15 protein-coding genes and 2 tRNA genes are annotated in these 15009 nt (G+C 66.2%); 6 read left to right on the forward strand and 11 right to left on the reverse strand.

The window, feature by feature from the left end:
• Positions 1 to 20: 20 nt before the first annotated feature.
• On the reverse strand, positions 21 to 1049 hold the full coding sequence (gene thiL / locus ACIP9X_RS04695) for a thiamine-phosphate kinase (protein WP_400478578.1): 1029 nt from the start codon (positions 1047 to 1049) through the stop codon (positions 21 to 23).
• A gap of 116 nt (positions 1050 to 1165) precedes the next feature.
• Here thiL and ACIP9X_RS04700 point away from each other — a divergent pair, with 116 nt between their 5' ends.
• Complete coding sequence (locus tag ACIP9X_RS04700; protein WP_400478579.1) at positions 1166 to 1711, forward strand: DUF3515 domain-containing protein; 546 nt, start codon at positions 1166 to 1168, stop codon at positions 1709 to 1711.
• A 73-nt stretch (positions 1712 to 1784) separates the two neighbouring features.
• Here ACIP9X_RS04700 and ACIP9X_RS04705 read toward each other — a convergent pair whose 3' ends face one another.
• The 6 genes from ACIP9X_RS04705 to leuC form a co-directional block, all read right to left on the reverse strand.
• Positions 1785 to 2930 (reverse strand): D-alanine--D-alanine ligase family protein, encoded by a 1146-nt coding sequence (locus ACIP9X_RS04705; RefSeq protein ID WP_400478580.1) that lies wholly within the window; start codon positions 2928 to 2930, stop codon positions 1785 to 1787.
• A gap of 2 nt (positions 2931 to 2932) precedes the next feature.
• Positions 2933 to 3985 (reverse strand): NAD(P)H-dependent glycerol-3-phosphate dehydrogenase, encoded by a 1053-nt coding sequence (locus tag ACIP9X_RS04710; protein WP_400478581.1) that lies wholly within the window; start codon positions 3983 to 3985, stop codon positions 2933 to 2935.
• Positions 3982 to 4728, reverse strand: a complete 747-nt coding sequence (locus ACIP9X_RS04715; RefSeq protein WP_400478582.1) for a lysophospholipid acyltransferase family protein — start codon at positions 4726 to 4728, stop codon at positions 3982 to 3984. Before ACIP9X_RS04715 ends, ACIP9X_RS04710 begins: the two co-directional genes overlap by 4 nt.
• A gap of 9 nt (positions 4729 to 4737) precedes the next feature.
• Entirely contained in the window at positions 4738 to 6063 is a 1326-nt protein-coding gene (gene murA / locus ACIP9X_RS04720; protein WP_400478583.1) for a UDP-N-acetylglucosamine 1-carboxyvinyltransferase, read from the reverse strand.
• Between the two features lie 258 nt (positions 6064 to 6321).
• On the reverse strand, positions 6322 to 6924 hold the full coding sequence (gene leuD, locus ACIP9X_RS04725) for a 3-isopropylmalate dehydratase small subunit (protein WP_400478584.1): 603 nt from the start codon (positions 6922 to 6924) through the stop codon (positions 6322 to 6324).
• Between the two features lie 9 nt (positions 6925 to 6933).
• Positions 6934 to 8388 (reverse strand): 3-isopropylmalate dehydratase large subunit, encoded by a 1455-nt coding sequence (leuC, locus tag ACIP9X_RS04730; RefSeq protein WP_400478585.1) that lies wholly within the window; start codon positions 8386 to 8388, stop codon positions 6934 to 6936.
• A gap of 112 nt (positions 8389 to 8500) precedes the next feature.
• Between leuC and ACIP9X_RS04735 the strand changes: the two genes are divergently transcribed.
• Both ACIP9X_RS04735 and ACIP9X_RS04740 read left to right on the forward strand, forming a co-directional pair.
• On the forward strand, positions 8501 to 9220 hold the full coding sequence (locus tag ACIP9X_RS04735; protein ID WP_400478586.1) for an IclR family transcriptional regulator: 720 nt from the start codon (positions 8501 to 8503) through the stop codon (positions 9218 to 9220).
• A gap of 87 nt (positions 9221 to 9307) precedes the next feature.
• Positions 9308 to 9856: a DUF1697 domain-containing protein gene (locus tag ACIP9X_RS04740; protein WP_400478587.1), complete on the forward strand. Its 549-nt coding sequence runs from the start codon at positions 9308 to 9310 to the stop codon at positions 9854 to 9856.
• Between the two features lie 37 nt (positions 9857 to 9893).
• Here ACIP9X_RS04740 and ACIP9X_RS04745 read toward each other — a convergent pair whose 3' ends face one another.
• The 4 genes from ACIP9X_RS04745 to ACIP9X_RS04760 form a co-directional block, all read right to left on the reverse strand.
• Positions 9894 to 11507 carry a GTPase gene (locus tag ACIP9X_RS04745; protein WP_400478588.1) on the reverse strand — a complete coding sequence of 538 codons (1614 nt, stop codon included), beginning with the start codon at positions 11505 to 11507 and terminating at the stop codon, positions 9894 to 9896.
• Positions 11504 to 13261 (reverse strand): dynamin family protein, encoded by a 1758-nt coding sequence (locus ACIP9X_RS04750; protein ID WP_400479039.1) that lies wholly within the window; start codon positions 13259 to 13261, stop codon positions 11504 to 11506. The genes ACIP9X_RS04745 and ACIP9X_RS04750 overlap by 4 nt, the downstream gene beginning before the upstream one ends.
• Before the next feature lie 138 nt (positions 13262 to 13399).
• A tRNA-Glu gene (locus tag ACIP9X_RS04755) sits at positions 13400 to 13472 on the reverse strand.
• A gap of 130 nt (positions 13473 to 13602) precedes the next feature.
• A tRNA-Gln gene (locus ACIP9X_RS04760) sits at positions 13603 to 13674 on the reverse strand.
• 191 nt (positions 13675 to 13865) lie between these two features.
• Between ACIP9X_RS04760 and ACIP9X_RS04765 the strand changes: the two genes are divergently transcribed.
• The 3 genes from ACIP9X_RS04765 to ACIP9X_RS04775 are packed head-to-tail and all read left to right on the forward strand — an operon-like array spanning position 13866 to position 15005.
• The gene (locus tag ACIP9X_RS04765; protein WP_400478589.1) at positions 13866 to 14081 is read left to right on the forward strand and encodes a hypothetical protein; all 216 of its coding nucleotides are present in this window, start codon (positions 13866 to 13868) and stop codon (positions 14079 to 14081) included.
• Positions 14082 to 14097: 16 nt separating this feature from the next.
• Positions 14098 to 14775 carry a GDSL-type esterase/lipase family protein gene (locus ACIP9X_RS04770; protein ID WP_400478590.1) on the forward strand — a complete coding sequence of 226 codons (678 nt, stop codon included), beginning with the start codon at positions 14098 to 14100 and terminating at the stop codon, positions 14773 to 14775.
• Positions 14772 to 15005 (forward strand): zinc-ribbon domain-containing protein, encoded by a 234-nt coding sequence (locus ACIP9X_RS04775; RefSeq protein WP_400478591.1) that lies wholly within the window; start codon positions 14772 to 14774, stop codon positions 15003 to 15005. The genes ACIP9X_RS04770 and ACIP9X_RS04775 overlap by 4 nt, the downstream gene beginning before the upstream one ends.
• The last annotated feature ends 4 nt before the right edge of the window (positions 15006 to 15009 follow it).

Consider the following 15009-nt stretch of genomic DNA (forward strand, 5'->3'; position numbering starts at 1 on the left):
CTGGCGCGTTGGCGGCAATCTTAGTCTGCAAAGTGATCCCATCCCACGGAGTCAGCGGGCCGTCCCGCTACGGTTACGCCCGCCGCTTCAGTCGTGCCGCGGGCCTGTACTGAGCCTATCCCAGTGAACCCCGGCGGCAGCTGGACTCCCGCAGGGAATGTGGCAAGGAGGCCGTGGTCTTCACCGCCGCCCAGTACCCAGGCAAGGGGATCGGCGCCCAGTAACTGCGCGGCAGCCTGCAGAGGAGCTGCCAGCAGCCTGAGTGCGGGGACGTCCAGGTCGAGCACCACGCCGCTGGCGCGGGCGAGCCTGGCACCGTCCCTGACGAGGCCGTCCGAGATGTCCATCATCGCCGTGGCTCCTGACAGCCTGGCCAGGGGCCCGGCTTCCAGCGGCGGCTCCGGCCGGCACTGAAGGTCCAGCAGCAGCCGCAGTTCGGGAGTCAGCGACTCCAGTGGATGCCGCTCAGACTCAAGGAGGGCAAGACCTGCTGCCGCCTGCCCGGCGTTGCCCGCAATGGCCAAGGTGTCCCCGGCACCCGCCCCGGACCGGAGCACCGGCTGTCCTCCCGCGAGGGTGCCGAGGACCGCGGCCGTGATGGAAAGTTCACCGCCCCGGCCTATGTCTCCGCCCGCCACGGAACATGATCCGGCACCCAGTTTTCCGATGGCGGCAGCGAGTCCGTCGGCGAGGTCTTCGACCCACTCCACCGGCGTGCCGGACGGCATGGTCAGGCTGACGATCAGCGAGGTGGCGACGGCGCCCATGGCATTGATGTCGCTGAGATTCTGCGCCGCGGCCTTCCACCCCACGTCATAGCCGGCAGTCCGGTATCCGTTGCGCCACTGGAGGCGGAAGTCTTGGTCCTGCACCTGCGTGTCGATACTGACCACCGTCCGCCCGTCCGGCGCGGCGACGACGGCAGCATCGTCGCCGGGTCCGAGGAGTACGGCAGCGTTGTGCGCAGCACCCAACTCCAGCCGGGGGAAGATCCGCGTGAGCAGTTCGGCTTCGGAAAGTTCGGCGACAGTCAGTGGAGTTTGAGGCACGCCACTACGCTACCGCGGCGGACCGACATTGTTTCGTGTCTGCGCTTCCTGTCTGCAAACATGCGCCGGTTACGGTCCGGGCATTACCCCCTGCGGCTGCGGGATAGGGTTAATCCATGCCCTGCCGCTCCGCCTCCCCATTAGCCACCCACGAAACAGCCGGCAACACCTCAGCTGCCGGAAACAGGCGGCGGGCCGGGTCTGTACTTGCCGTGGTGGCCGCCGCGTTTGCGCTCGGCGGCTGCTCCCCCGCCGTCGATGTTGCCCCCGCTGCAGATGCGGCAAACCCGGACTGCGCCCCGATGATGGTGGCGCTCCCGGATGCCATCGGCGATGCCCGCCTGCGCAAGACGAACAGCCAGGCAACGGCGGCGTGGGGAGATCCGTCCCGGGTGATCCTGCGCTGCGGGGTGAACGTGCCTGGACCCACCACAGACCGCTGCGTCACCGTCAACGACGTCGACTGGGTGATCAAGGAGGGCAATCCGGTCTGGACCCTGACCACCTACGGGCGGGAGCCGGCCACGGAAATCCTGATGGACCCGGAAAAGATCAGCTCTGCCACGGTGTTGGCCGACCTTTCAGCGGCGGCCGCGAAAATCCCCGCGAGCCGCAACTGCGTGGGCCAGGAGGAGCTTCAGGACCTGCCGACCAGCAAGTAGGCACGTCCCGCTGGCCCACGCCGGCAGGGTTCCCTGGCCGAAGCGGAGCGAGGTTAGGGTGCCGGCAGGGTCCCTAGCGCAGGCCGGTCTTGCGGGTCAGTGCCAGCTGGATCAGTTCGTCGATCAGGTCCGGGTAGCTCAGGCCAGAGGCCGCCCACATCTGCGGGTACATGCTCTTCGGGGTGAAGCCGGGCATCGTGTTGATCTCGTTGATGATGACTGCGCCGTCGGGTGTGTAGAAAAAGTCGACCCGGCTCAGGCCCTCGGCACCCACAGCGTCGAATGCCACGGCGGCGAGCTCGCGGACCCGGGCGATGGCTTCCTCGGGCATGTCGGCCGGACAGCTCAGCGCAGCGGCGTCGTCAACGTACTTGGCGTTGAAGTCATAGAACTCGTGGTCGCCCTCGGCGACGGTGATTTCGCCGGGCAAGGAGGTCCGCGGCGCATCGGAACCGCGGCCTTCAAGTACCGCGCACTCAATTTCGCGGCCCACGATGCCGGCCTCGATCACGAGCTTGGGGTCGTGTTCGCGGGCGGCTTCAATGGCGGCGTCAAGGTCATCGAGGGAATCGACCTTGGAGATGCCCATGGATGAGCCGGCGCGTGCGGGCTTGACGAACACGGGGAAGCCTAGGAGGTCAACGCGCTTGCGGACCGATTCGGGGTCATTGCGCCACTGACGGTCGGTCACTGCGACGTACGGTCCCACCCGCAGACCGGCCGCCTCGAAAACCACTTTCATGAAGTGTTTGTCCATGCCCACGGCCGAGGCGAGCACACCGGCGCCGACGTACCGCGTATCCGAAAGCTCCAGGAGCCCCTGGATGGTGCCGTCCTCACCGAACGGCCCGTGCAGCAGGGGAAAGACCACGTCAACCGTGCCGAGTTCGTGCGGCACCTCGTTGGGCGAGGCGACGATGAGCTGGTGCTCGCCGCCGATCTCGGCAAGCGTGACCGTCTGGGCCGACGGCGGCACCTCGGGCAGCGAGGATGCCGAGAGCGACCACTGGGCCGTGTCCTCCCCGGCAAGGACCCACTGGCCGGACTTGGCGATACCGATGGGAATGACGTCGTACTTCGTCCGGTCAATCGCCCCGAGCACGCCGGCTGCAGTCACGCAGCTGACAGCGTGTTCGCTGGAACGGCCCCCGAAAAGCACCGCAACGCGGGGCTTGCGCGTGGTGGCATTGGCCGCTGCGGTCAAGTTTTCTTCCGACACTGTCAGTTATCGCCTTCGGGTTTCAGATCCCGGGCCAGCAGTAGCGGCCCCAGTTGGTCAACGTGCAATTTTCCGGCCAGCACTGCGACCACGGCCGCGGTAATGGGCATTTCGACTCCGAGCTTACCGGCAAGTTCGTGCACGGCGTGCCCCGACTTGATGCCTTCGGCGGTTTGGGTCATCTTTTCCGCCACTTCGTCCAGGGTCAGGCCCTGACCAAGGAGGCGCCCGGCGGTGTGGTTCCGCGACAGCGGCGAGGAACACGTGGCAACGAGGTCCCCGAGGCCGGCCAGCCCGGCCATGGTCTGCGCCTCGCCGCCCAAAGCAAGAGCCAGCCGGGACGTTTCGGCGAGGCCCCGCGTGATAACGGAAGCCTTGGTGTTGTCCCCCATCTGCTTTCCCTCGCAGATTCCCACGGCCAGCGCAATGACGTTCTTGACGATGCCGCCTATTTCTACGCCGACGACGTCGGAGGTGGTGTACGGGCGGAAATACGGGGCAGTGCAGCTGCGCGCAAGCCAACCGGCGGCCGCCGGGTCGGCGCACGCTACAACGGAAGCCGTGGGTTCCTCCCTCGCGATTTCCATCGCCAGGTTGGGGCCGGAAACGACGGCGATGCGCCCGACCGGGATGTCCAGCTCCTCCCGGATCACTTCGCTCATGCGCGCGTCGGTACTCAGCTCGAGGCCCTTCATCAGGGACACCACAAGGGCATCCCCGGCGATCAGGTTTTTCCACTCACGCAATTGCAGCCGCAGGGACTGTGCCGGTACGGCAAGCACCACGAGGTCGGCCCCTGAGAGTACCTCGGCGACGTCGGTGGACGCCGAAATGCTCGGAGGCAGATCGACATCGGCCAGGTACTGGGGGTTCCGGTGAAGGCTGTTGACCTGCTCCACGACCTCCGGGCGCCGGCCCCAGATCCGGATGCGCCGGTCAACGTCTGAGGCGGTGGCGGCGTCGGCGAGGATTTTCGCGAACGTGGTCCCCCAGGATCCGGCCCCGAGGACTGCCACCGACACGGCAGAGCCGGTCCGGCGCTGCCCAGGCGTCATTTCCCGCCCCGCTTGACGTCGCGGCCGTGCTTTGTCTGGTTGTGCGCCGTCGGGTCCCAGCGTGCAGCGGGCGGCTGCTCGCCGCGAAGCTCGGCCAGCAGGGCAGTGACAGCGTCCATGATGACCTCAGTCGCCTCGATGAGCGTGGCCTTGTCCCGGGGTCGGCCTTCGAAACGGGACAGGTCCACCGGGTCACCGACCAGGATGCGGGAGGTCTTTCGCGGGAACAGGTGGAAGCGCTTTGCGTAGCGCGGGAAGACCTCGTGCGCGCCCCAGTGGGCCATGGGCACCACCGGGATGCCGCCTTCAAGGGCGAGCCTTGCGGCGCCCGTGTGGCCCTTCATCGGCCACAGGTCGGGATCGCGCGTCAGCGTTCCCTCCGGGTAGATCACAATCGCCCCGCCCTCTGCCACGATCTCTTTGGCGAGCTGCAGCGAGCGGTTCGCCCCCGCCGTCGAGCGTTCCACCGGAATCTGCTTGACGGCGCGGAGCACGCTGCCCAGGACGGGCACTTTGAAGAGGCCCGCCTTGGCGAGGAAGTGCGGAGCCCGCTTCTGGTTGTAGAGCAGGTGCCCGATCACGATGGGGTCGATCTCGGTGCAGTGGTTGGGGGCGGCGATGAATCCGCCGGCAGGGAGCTTTTCGGTCCCTGCCCACTTTTTATTCATCATCAGGTTCAGCAGGGGCCGGGCGATTGCGGCGATCATCACAAACGTGATGTGGCTCTTGGCCGATTCCTTCACAGGGACACGCTACTTCGCAGAAGTGATGTCGAAGTCGGCGCCGAGCCCGGCCAGCTTTTCAGTGAAGCGCTCATAGCCGCGGTTTATGATGTCGATGCCCGTCACCCGCGAAGTGCCGGTGGCGGCGAGGGCTGCGATGAGGTGGCTGAAGCCGCCCCGCAGGTCCGGGACGTCGATATCCGTTCCCTTGAGCTGCATCGGTCCCGAAATGACGGCCGAGTGCAGGAAGTTACGCTGGCCAAAACGGCACGGGACGCTGCCCAGGCATTCGCGGTGGACCTGGATGGAAGCACCCATGCGGATCAGGGCGTCGGTGAACCCGAAGCGGTTCTCGTAGACGGTCTCGTGCACGATCGACACGCCCTCCGCCTGGGTGAGCGCGACGACGAGCGGCTGCTGCCAGTCGGTCATGAAGCCGGGGTGGACGTCCGTCTCAAGCACCAGCGGGGAGAGCTTGCCCCCGCGGTGGTAGAACCGGATGCCGTCGTCGCCGATGTCCATGCCGCCGCCCACCTTGCGGAAGGTGTTCAGGAAGGTCATCATGTCGCGCTGCGAGGCGCCCTCGACGAAGATGTCGCCGCGGGTCACGAGGGCAGCCGAAGCCCATGAAGCGGACTCATTGCGGTCCGACAGTGCACGGTGGTTGTAGCCGCCAAGATCGCGCACACCCTCGATGCGGATGGTGCGGTCGGTCTGGACGCTGATGATGGCGCCCATCTTCTGCAGCACGGCGATCAGGTCGACAATCTCGGGCTCGGTCGCTGCGCCGGAGAGTTCGGTGATGCCTTCGGCGCGGGTTGCGCTCAGCAGGACCTGCTCCGTGGCGCCGACCGACGGGTAGGGCAGGGAGATCTTGGCTCCGTGCAGTCCCCGGGGCGCAGAGATGTGGATGCCGCCGGGACGCTTTTCCACGACGGCACCGAACTGGCGCAGCACGTCCAGGTGGTAGTCGATGGGGCGGTCGCCGATCTTGCAGCCGCCGAGGTCCGGAATGAAGGCCTCGCCGATGGCGTGGATCAGCGGTCCGCAAAGCAGGATCGGGATGCGGGAATCGCCGGCGTGGGCGTCGATCGCCGTGCTGGGGGCCGTCTTGGCGTCCTTCGGGTCCAGGGTGAGGTCACCGCTGACAGGATCTTTGACGACAGTGACGCCGTGCAGCTGAAGCAGGCTGGTGACTACCTCGACGTCCTTGATTTCCGGAACGTTCCGGAGCACTGAGGGTTCATTGCCCAGCAGTGCGGCCACCATGGCCTTAGGCACCAGGTTCTTGGCACCGCGGACCGTTACTCGGCCTGTTAGCGGGACGCCTCCGCGGATTGTCAGAACACTACTCATTTACCGGTTTCCTCACGACTACTCGCCCCCAAATCCTTACAAAGGCACCAGCTAAGCATATGAGCTTGCGTTACCGAACCGAAATACGGCCTCTTCCGCCAGCGGCGCAACGGGCGGCGCCGGGGCATGCGAAAGGCCCGCCCCGGTGGCTTTAACTGTACCCGTGGCGGGCCTTTCGGCGCCTTTCAGTGCCGGTTAAGCCGGCCGTGTTAGTGCCGGTTTAGCCGGGCGCGCCGTCGCCCTATGTCCCAGGAGAGCCTAGGAGAGTTTGGCCGGCAGCGTCTTCGGCTTGAAGACCGGGCGCGTGGCCTCGTAGGTGGTGATGTCTCCCTCGTGCTGCAGGGTCAGCCCGATGTCATCCAGGCCTTCGAGCAGGCGCCAGCGCGTGTAGTCGTCAATTGAGAACGGGGCTACGACGTTGCCGCACGTGACAGTCTTGGACACGAGATCGACGGTCACCTCGGTGCCGGGAGCGTTCTCCAAGGTCTTCCAGATGAGCTCGATGTCATCCTGGGCGACCTCGGCGGCCAGCAGTCCCTGCTTGCCGGAGTTGCCGCGGAAAATATCGGCGAACCGGGATGACAGGACGGTTTTGAAGCCATAGTCCTTCAGCGCCCACACCGCGTGTTCCCGGGAGGAGCCGGTACCGAAGTCAGGGCCTGCCACGAGGACAGAGCCGGCGGTGAACGGTTCCTGGTTCAGGATGAAGGCGGGGTCCTTGCGCCAGGCCGAGAACAGCGCGTCCTCAAAGCCCGTGCGGGTGATCCGTTTGAGGTAGACAGCGGGGATGATCTGGTCGGTGTCGACGTTGCTCTGGCGCAGCGGGACGCCGATTCCGGTGTGCGTGGTGAACTTTTCCATGAGGTCTTCCTAGGCTGCGTCGGTCTGGAGTGCTGCGGATTCCGGTGCCGGATCAAGATCCGACGGCGAGCTCAGCGTGCCGCGCACGGCCGTCGCTGCTGCCACCACCGGCGATACCAGGTGGGTGCGGCCGCCCTTGCCCTGGCGTCCTTCGAAGTTGCGGTTTGACGTGGAGGCGCAGCGCTCCCCCGGCTCGAGCTGGTCCGGGTTCATCCCCAGGCACATGGAGCAGCCTGCAAAGCGCCATTCCGCGCCGAAGTCCTTGAACACCTTGTCCAGACCCTCGGCCTCGGCCTCCAGCCGGACCCTGGCAGAGCCGGGCACCACGAGCATGCGGACCTTGGGGTCCTTCTCGCGTCCGCGGATGATGTCCGCGGCGGCACGCAGGTCCTCAATGCGGGAGTTGGTGCAGGAGCCCAGGAAGACGGTGTCCACCCGGATGTCCTTCATCGGTGTGCCGGCCTCAAGCCCCATGTACTGCAGGGCGCGTTCGGCGGCGGCCTTGGCGTTCTCGTCGCCGAAGTCATTGGGCGACGGGACCTGGGCGGAGAGCGAGACGCCCTGGCCGGGGTTGGTGCCCCACGTGACGAACGGCTCGAGGGTGTCGGCGTCGAGGTCCACCTGGGCGTCGAAGACGGCGTCGTCGTCGCTGCGCAGCGTGTTCCAGTACTCGACGGCGGCATCCCACTCGGCGCCCTCGGGCGCGTGCGGGCGGCCCTTCATGTACGCGTAGGTGGTCTCGTCCGGAGCAACCAGGCCGGCGCGGGCGCCCGCCTCGATGGACATGTTGCAGATGGTCATCCGCGCTTCCATGGACAGTGCCCGGATGGCGGAGCCGCGGTACTCGAGGACGTAGCCCTGGCCACCGCCGGTGCCGATCTTGGCAATGACGGCCAGGATAATGTCCTTGGCTGTGACGCCGGGGCGCAGCGTTCCCTCAACGTTGATGGCCATCGTCTTGAACGGCTTCAGCGACAGCGTCTGGGTGGCCATGACGTGCTCAACCTCGGACGTGCCGATACCCATCGCCAGCGCACCGAAGGCACCATGGGTGGAGGTGTGGGAGTCGCCGCAGACGACGGTCATGCCGGGCTGGGTCAGGCCGAGCTGGGGACCGACCACGTGCACGATGCCCTGCTCGGCGTCGCCGAGCGAGTGCAGCCGGACACCGAATTCGGCGCAGTTGTTGCGCAGGGTCTGAATCTGCGTGCGGCTGGTCAGGTCGGCAATTGGCTTGTCGATGTCCAGCGTGGGAGTGTTGTGGTCCTCGGTGGCGATGGTGAGGTCCGGGCGGCGCAGCTTGCGGCCGGCCAGGCGGAGGCCCTCGAAGGCCTGCGGGGAAGTCACCTCGTGGACGAGGTGAAGGTCGATGTAGAGAAGGTCAGGCTGAGCGCTGGCACCGTCGCCGTCGCCCTTGCGCACCACGTGCGCGTCCCAGACTTTCTCGGCCAATGTGTTCGCCATGGCCATCTCCCTTCACTGCTGTCGATTGTTGGTTTCCACTGAAACAGCAGACTGCTGTCATAAGCCAGTCCAAAGATTTGCATCTCAGATAATGAGACGGCAATATCATTACATGGACAATTCTAGTGGAGTCGGTGTCATTGATAAAGCCGCCCAGGTGCTCGACGCACTTGAGGCCGGACCCACGACTCTTGCACAGCTGGTTGCGGCAACAGGGCTGGCACGACCCACAGTGCACCGGCTCGCGCTGGCGCTTGTTCACCACCGCCTGGTCAGCCGCGACATCCAGGGCAGGTTCGTGCTCGGCAGCCGCTTGGTGGAGCTCGCCTCCGCTGCCGGCGAGGACCGCCTCATTGCCTCCGCCGGTCCGGTTCTGATGCAGCTGCGCGATGCCACCGGCGAGAGCGCCCAGATCTTCCGCCGCCAGGGCGACTGGCGCGTCTGCGTTGCCTCAGCGGAACGGCCCATCGGACTCCGCGACACGATTCCTGTCGGCACCCAACTGTCCATGAAGGCCGGTTCCGCGGCCCAGGTCCTGCTCGCCTGGGAGGACCACGACCGCCTGCTGGAGGGGCTGCAGGCCGCCCGCTTCACACCCACCGTCCTGGCAGGAGTACGACGGCGGGGCTGGGGTCAGAGCCTCGGCGAACGCGAGCCTGGGGTCGCCTCAGTTTCCGCGCCGGTCCGCGGACCCTCCGGACGTGTTATCGCGGCCGTTTCGATCTCCGGCCCCATCGAGCGGCTCACCCGCCAGCCCGGCCGCCTGCACGCAGAAGTCGTCTGCAACGCCGCCAGGGCCCTGACAGAGGCGCTGCGCAAGAACAACGACTAGCAGGACCGCGACTAGCAGGACCGCGGCCAGGGCGTTTGCCGTCTGCCCTGCGCCTCTTAAACCAGGCCTTCACAGTATTCTGGGCCGATGACCAGCTACGCAGTGTTCCTCCGCGGCATTAACGTCGGCGGCATCAACATCAAGATGGCCGACCTCAGGCAGGCCCTCCAGGACTGCCCCTTCACGGGTGTCAAGACCCTGCTGGCCAGCGGCAACGTCGTGCTGGCCAGCGAGCTGGAGCCTGCAGCCGTCAAGGACGTGTTCGAAGCCTGCCTTCGGGACTCCTTCGGCTACGACGCCTGGGTGGTGGTGCTGACAGCAGACCGCGTGGCAGAGCTCGTGAACGCATGCCCGTACCCTGCCGACGACAAGTCCACCCACACGTACCTCACCCTGGCCTCGGACCCGGCGGCACTTGACGAACTTTTCGACGCCGCCGCGGCGCTTGACGGTGTCGAGCAGACAAGGCTGGGGCCTGAAGCGACAGCATGGCTGGCTCCGGCTGGAGGAACGCTGGAAAGCCCCTTCAGCAAACTCTCCGCCAAGCCCAAGTACAAGGCCTCGACGACCACGCGGAACCTCCGCACCATGATCAAGGTCCGGGATGCCGCGGTCGCCGAACCCGCCGGCAAGTAGCAGCCTCCAGGGGGCCTCACCGACGGCGTCACACCTGCTACTTGCGTGCAGTCTTCAATGCCTCGCTGAAGGCCTTCATCCGGCCGATTTCCGCTTCCACGGGCTCAATGACGTGTTTCCCCGCGACCTGGCTGACGGCCGCCTTGAGCCGTTTACGGGCGGCAGTGGCGCGTGCATGCGCAACCCCCGCCGTGATGAACTTCGCGGTTATGGCGAGCAGTATCCCGAGCAGCGCCCCTCCGGCAACCATGAGTGTGGGAATGGGCCAGCCCTCCACCTGGGGCACCTCCGGGACCGGCAGCTGCAGGTAACCGAGGACGGCGAGCACGCCGAGCCACACCAGGCCGCCCACCGCGGTCAGCAGCGCCAGCCACTGGACCACGTTGAACAGCCCCCACCACCAGGATTTCCTTCCGGCCTTCAGGTCTGTGCCCGCGATGGCCTGGTCCAGGGCGTCCGGGAGCCGGTCCCGGCCCTGCCGGGCGGCACTGCGGATCGACGCCCGCCACGGCCCGGGCGCGCCGTCGCTCGCGGTGTCTGCAAAGTCCCGGACGGCGGCGTCCGTACGGGCACGTTCCGGCGCCCCCGCCGCGGGCAGGGAGGTTCTGTTCACCTCCGGGCTGGCGCTGCTGCGCAGGTTCAGCCGCCTGAGCGGGTCCGGCCTGAACCGTACCAGCCACCGCGTCACCGGCCAGCCGGTACGGCGCGTGGACTCCTGCCGGTAGGACCGGCCCACAGCATCCACCACCAGAGGAACATTGGCAGCGACGGCCAACTCTTCAGCAAGGCGGGACCGGGCGTTTCCTTTCACCCCCGCAGCCTCCCCGTCACCGGAGACCTCATGCAGCAGGGCCGCAGCCCTGGAGACATCCGCGGAGAGGCGCAAGGAAAGGGCCGCCCGCTGCGCGACCACCTGGCGGATTGCAGCGCGGACAGCGTCAACGCCCGTACCGGTAAGCGCCGAAGCGCCGATGACCTGGACTTTGCCCAGGCCGTCCTGCGCGAGGATTCCCTTCAGTGACTCCAGGACGAGCGGCACATCGGCCGCGGGCAGCCTGTCAATCTGGTTCAGTACCACCAGCGTGACCGCGCCATGGGAGGCCAGCGGGGCCAGGAAGTCCTGGTGCACGGCTGCGTCAGCGTACTTCTGCGGATCCAGCACCCAGACAAGGACGTCCACCATCCCAACGAGCCGCTGCACCGTCTCCCGGTTGGCCAACCTGGTCGAATCGAAGTCCGGCAGGTCCAGCAGGATCAGCCCGCTGGATTCGTCTGCGAATCCAGGCACGGGATCGGCATGGTGCCGCTGGCGCACCTCCAGCCAGTCAAGGAGTGCCTCGCTGCCCTCTGCTCCCCAGACGCTGGCCAGGGGTTCCGACGTCGTGGGCCGCCGCGCCGCCGCCGTCGCTATTTCGGCTCCGTTGACCGCGTTGAAGAGCGTTGACTTGCCGCTGCCTGTGGCACCGAAAAAACCCACCACAGTGTGGTCCGCGGACAGTGACCTCCGTGCACTCGCCCGGTCCAGGACCTGGAAGACCTGGTCCAGAGCCTCTCCCGGCAGCACGCCTTCGGCCAGCTCCCGGGCTGAGTTAAGCGCCTCGAGCCTGGTTCCCAGTCGGGTTGCTGCCCGGGCCAGGCTGTGGCGGCTCATGCGGCGTCCGCCAGCCGGGCCAGCGACCTCGCATGGTCCGCCAGCGCGTCGGGCGACGGGCCTTCATCAAAGTCCAGCCGTTCCAGGAACCGCTCCTGCTCGCCCTGCAGCAGTTTCTGGCACCGGGCATGGAGGTCCTCACGGGCGGTCTGCGCGAGCCGCCGCACAGCGTCCTCGCCAAAGAAGGCTTCAAGCAGCCTCTGACCAACGACGGCGGTGCCGCCTGCCACGCCGATCTCCAGTCCGGTCAGGCCCGCCGTCGCAGAAAACACCACAATCATGAGGGCCGCGCCCAAACCGTTGATGCCGAAGGACAGCAATCTGGCCTGGGTGCGCTTGCCCTGCCCTTCGGTACGGATCAGTTCCATCAGGCTCCCCTGCCACGCCCGGATTTCGGCGGCAACGTCATCGGCAAACCCCGGGGCTGTTCCGGAGAGATCATCGGTGCCGAGCAGCTGCCTACCGGCCGGGTTGGATCGCCAGCGCTGGTCTGTGTCCTCGGCGGCGTTCGCCGCTTCGTCCATGATGACCGCCTGCAGCCCCGTTTCGATCGCCGTTTCCACCTTGACGGCGGGGGCGGGCTCTCCCCGGAAAAACGCGCCCATCCGGTCCCTGAACCGGCCGATGTTCTGTTCGACGCTGCGGTAGAATTCGCCGGTGCCCACGAAGTCCTGCCAGCGGGCCAGCACTTCGCCCCTCAGGAGTGCGCCGTCCCTGGTGGCATCGAGAATCCGGGACACTGCGTCCTCATATGCGCTCCGGGCATCACCGGCAAGCAGCGCGGCGGCCCGTCTCTGCCCGCTGGCGGCTTCAGCAGCGGACCACACACGCTGCCCTAGTGCTTTCACGGTCCCGTTGAGAGTTCGCAGGGCAATGTCGGCCCGCGCCGCGGCGTCGGCGGCGAGATTTCCCAGCCAGGTCTTCAGCGGTTCGACGGCGGCAGCCGGCAGCATGCCCAGGGAGTCAAGGGCGACTTCCGGAACGATGAAAAGCTGGGCGCCGCCGAGCCCCTCACGGGACAGCATGGCCCGCAGATCGGTGCTGACTTCCTCCTCTGCGGCGGCAGGAACCCGGTCAAGCACCACGGCAACCGTGATGTCCCGGGCAGCCGCGTCCAGCAGCAGCTTCCACGGGACGGCGTCCGCATAGCGGTTGGCGGTGGTCACAAAGACCCAGAGGTCGGCTGCTGCCAGCAGCTGTCCTGCCAGCCTGCGGTTGTCGTCTGAGATGGAATCAACGTCCGGCGCGTCAAGAAGGGCTATTCCTGCAGGAACGGCGGTGTCTGCCACCAGAACGAGCGAAGAGATGGAGGCCGGGTCCGGAGCCGGCCCGGCCTGGGTGGCCGGGACCTGGGTCGAGACGACGGCACCCCGGATGCGGCTGAGGTTGGGCAGGACGCGCTGGTCCTCAAACCATTCCCCTTCTGCAGGGTGGTGCAGCAGGATGGGCTGCCGCGTTGTGGGGCGGATTGCTCCCGCCCGTGTAACCGGGTGGCCGACGAGGGCGTTGACGAGCGTCGATTTGCCCGCTCCGGTGGAACCGCCGACGACGGCCAGCAGCGGGGCATCCAGGCTGCGGTAGCGCGGCAGGATGTAGTCCTCGAGCTGGGCCACGGATCTGCGGATCTCCAGTCTGGCTTCCTCGACTCCGGGCAGGGCCAGCGGGAGGGAGACGGCGTGCAGGTCGTGGTGTACCGCCTCAAGCAGCCCTACAGCCCCGGCTGACTGCTCGACGGATGGTTGGCCGCTGGGCAGCGTGTTGTCGGAAGACGGTGCCGGCTCGTTGGATGAGGTCACAGCTTCATCATGCCAGTTGGGCTCAGGCCCGTGTCCGCGCAACCACACGAGTGACAAAAAGAAATCCCCCGGAGCGAGGCTCCGGGGGATTTTTTGTGACCCCAGCGGGATTCGAACCCGCGTTACCGCCGTGAGAGGGCGGCGTACTAGGCCGCTATACGATGGGGCCCTGTACTTTTCCGATTAGCATTTCTGCCGTTCGGGCTGAATAATTGTTTCACACATTCAGCGTGAATTTCAAATCGCTAATTCGCTTTGAAATTCCAGAAAACCTGCGCAATAGCACCGGTATTTCTGAGCTGGGATACCAGGACTCGAACCTAGAATGACGGTACCAGAAACCGTAGTGTTGCCAATTACACCATATCCCAATGTAGCTTTCGGGCCGGTCCCGCAGGATCAATCCTGCGCTCCGAGCGCCTCAGCACGAGTAATTACTTTACCCGAGAGTCTGGCCCTGCACAAATCGGCAGCGGCCTTCTCCGCTGTTAGGTGCGTCACCCGGCGGCACCGCCGAGGCGCCTGCCCTCGCCACGGGAAAAATTTCGTGTCAGTATGCGGCATGAGTACGGTGAGCGATATCGGCAGGATCATCGACACGGCCCGCGAAGAGATGATTTTTATCGGGCCCGACCACCCCTATTACCCGTTGCTGGCCGGCCTGGTGGCCGCCGTCCGGGATGCATGGCAGCAGGGCTATGACCGTTGCCGCAGCGGCGGGTCCGGTGCTAACCCCTATGGCTGGAACACGACAGCCATTGACGGGGACGCCAAGTGACGGGCGGGGAGACGCGATGACACTAGCTGGCGCGCCGCCCGCGTCCGGCCACGTGGTGCTGCTGGGCGATTCTATTTTCGATAACAAGGCGTACGTGGGCGAAGACCCGGATGTCATCACGCAGCTCCGCCAGGAACTCCCGCCCGGGTGGCAGGCCACGTTGCTGGCTCTCGACGGCGACGTCATGGCCGGTGTGGACCGGCAGCTGCGCCTCCTGCCGGACGACGCATCGCATCTTGTGGTCAGCGTCGGCGGCAATGACGCCCTCGGTTTCGCCGACGTCCTGCAAATGCCCGCCGGAGATGTCACGGGTGCGTTGAACATTCTCGCCGCTGCCCAGGATGACTTCGCCGCCGGGTATCACGCCATGGCCAAGGCAGTGGCGTCAACAGGCCTGCCCTCCGCCGTGTGCACCATCTACGACACTCCTTCCAGCGGCCCCGGCTACAGGACCATCAAAACTGCCCTTGCGGTTTTCAATGACTGCATCACCCGGGCCGCCTTCTCCCTGGGCATCTCCCTGATCGACCTGCGCCTCCTGTGCGGCGAGGACAGCGACTATGCGAACCCCATCGAGCCGTCTTCCCTGGGCGGCGCAAAAATCGCGCGCGCAATCGCCTTGCTGGCCACGCAAGGTCATCAACCGGGCAGAACAACGGTGATCGCCGGTAACGGACAGCTGAAAGGCACATGATGTTCATCCTCTTCGGATTCAGCACCAAAGTAACCGAACTGCCTTCGCGGGCGGCGACCTGCCAATACTGCGGCGCCTTTGCCCAGCACTACCTGGAAGAGCGCGCCACCAGATTCACGCTGTTCTTCATTCCCGTCTTCACCACGTCCCGGTCGTATCAGATAACCTGCTCAGACTGCGGGCGCCGCTCCAAAATCAGCGGCCGGCAAAAGAACGCGCTGATGCGCTAGAAAG

The sequence above is a fragment of the Arthrobacter sp. NPDC093125 genome (genome assembly GCF_044754225.1).
Lineage (GTDB): Bacteria > Actinomycetota > Actinomycetes > Actinomycetales > Micrococcaceae > Arthrobacter.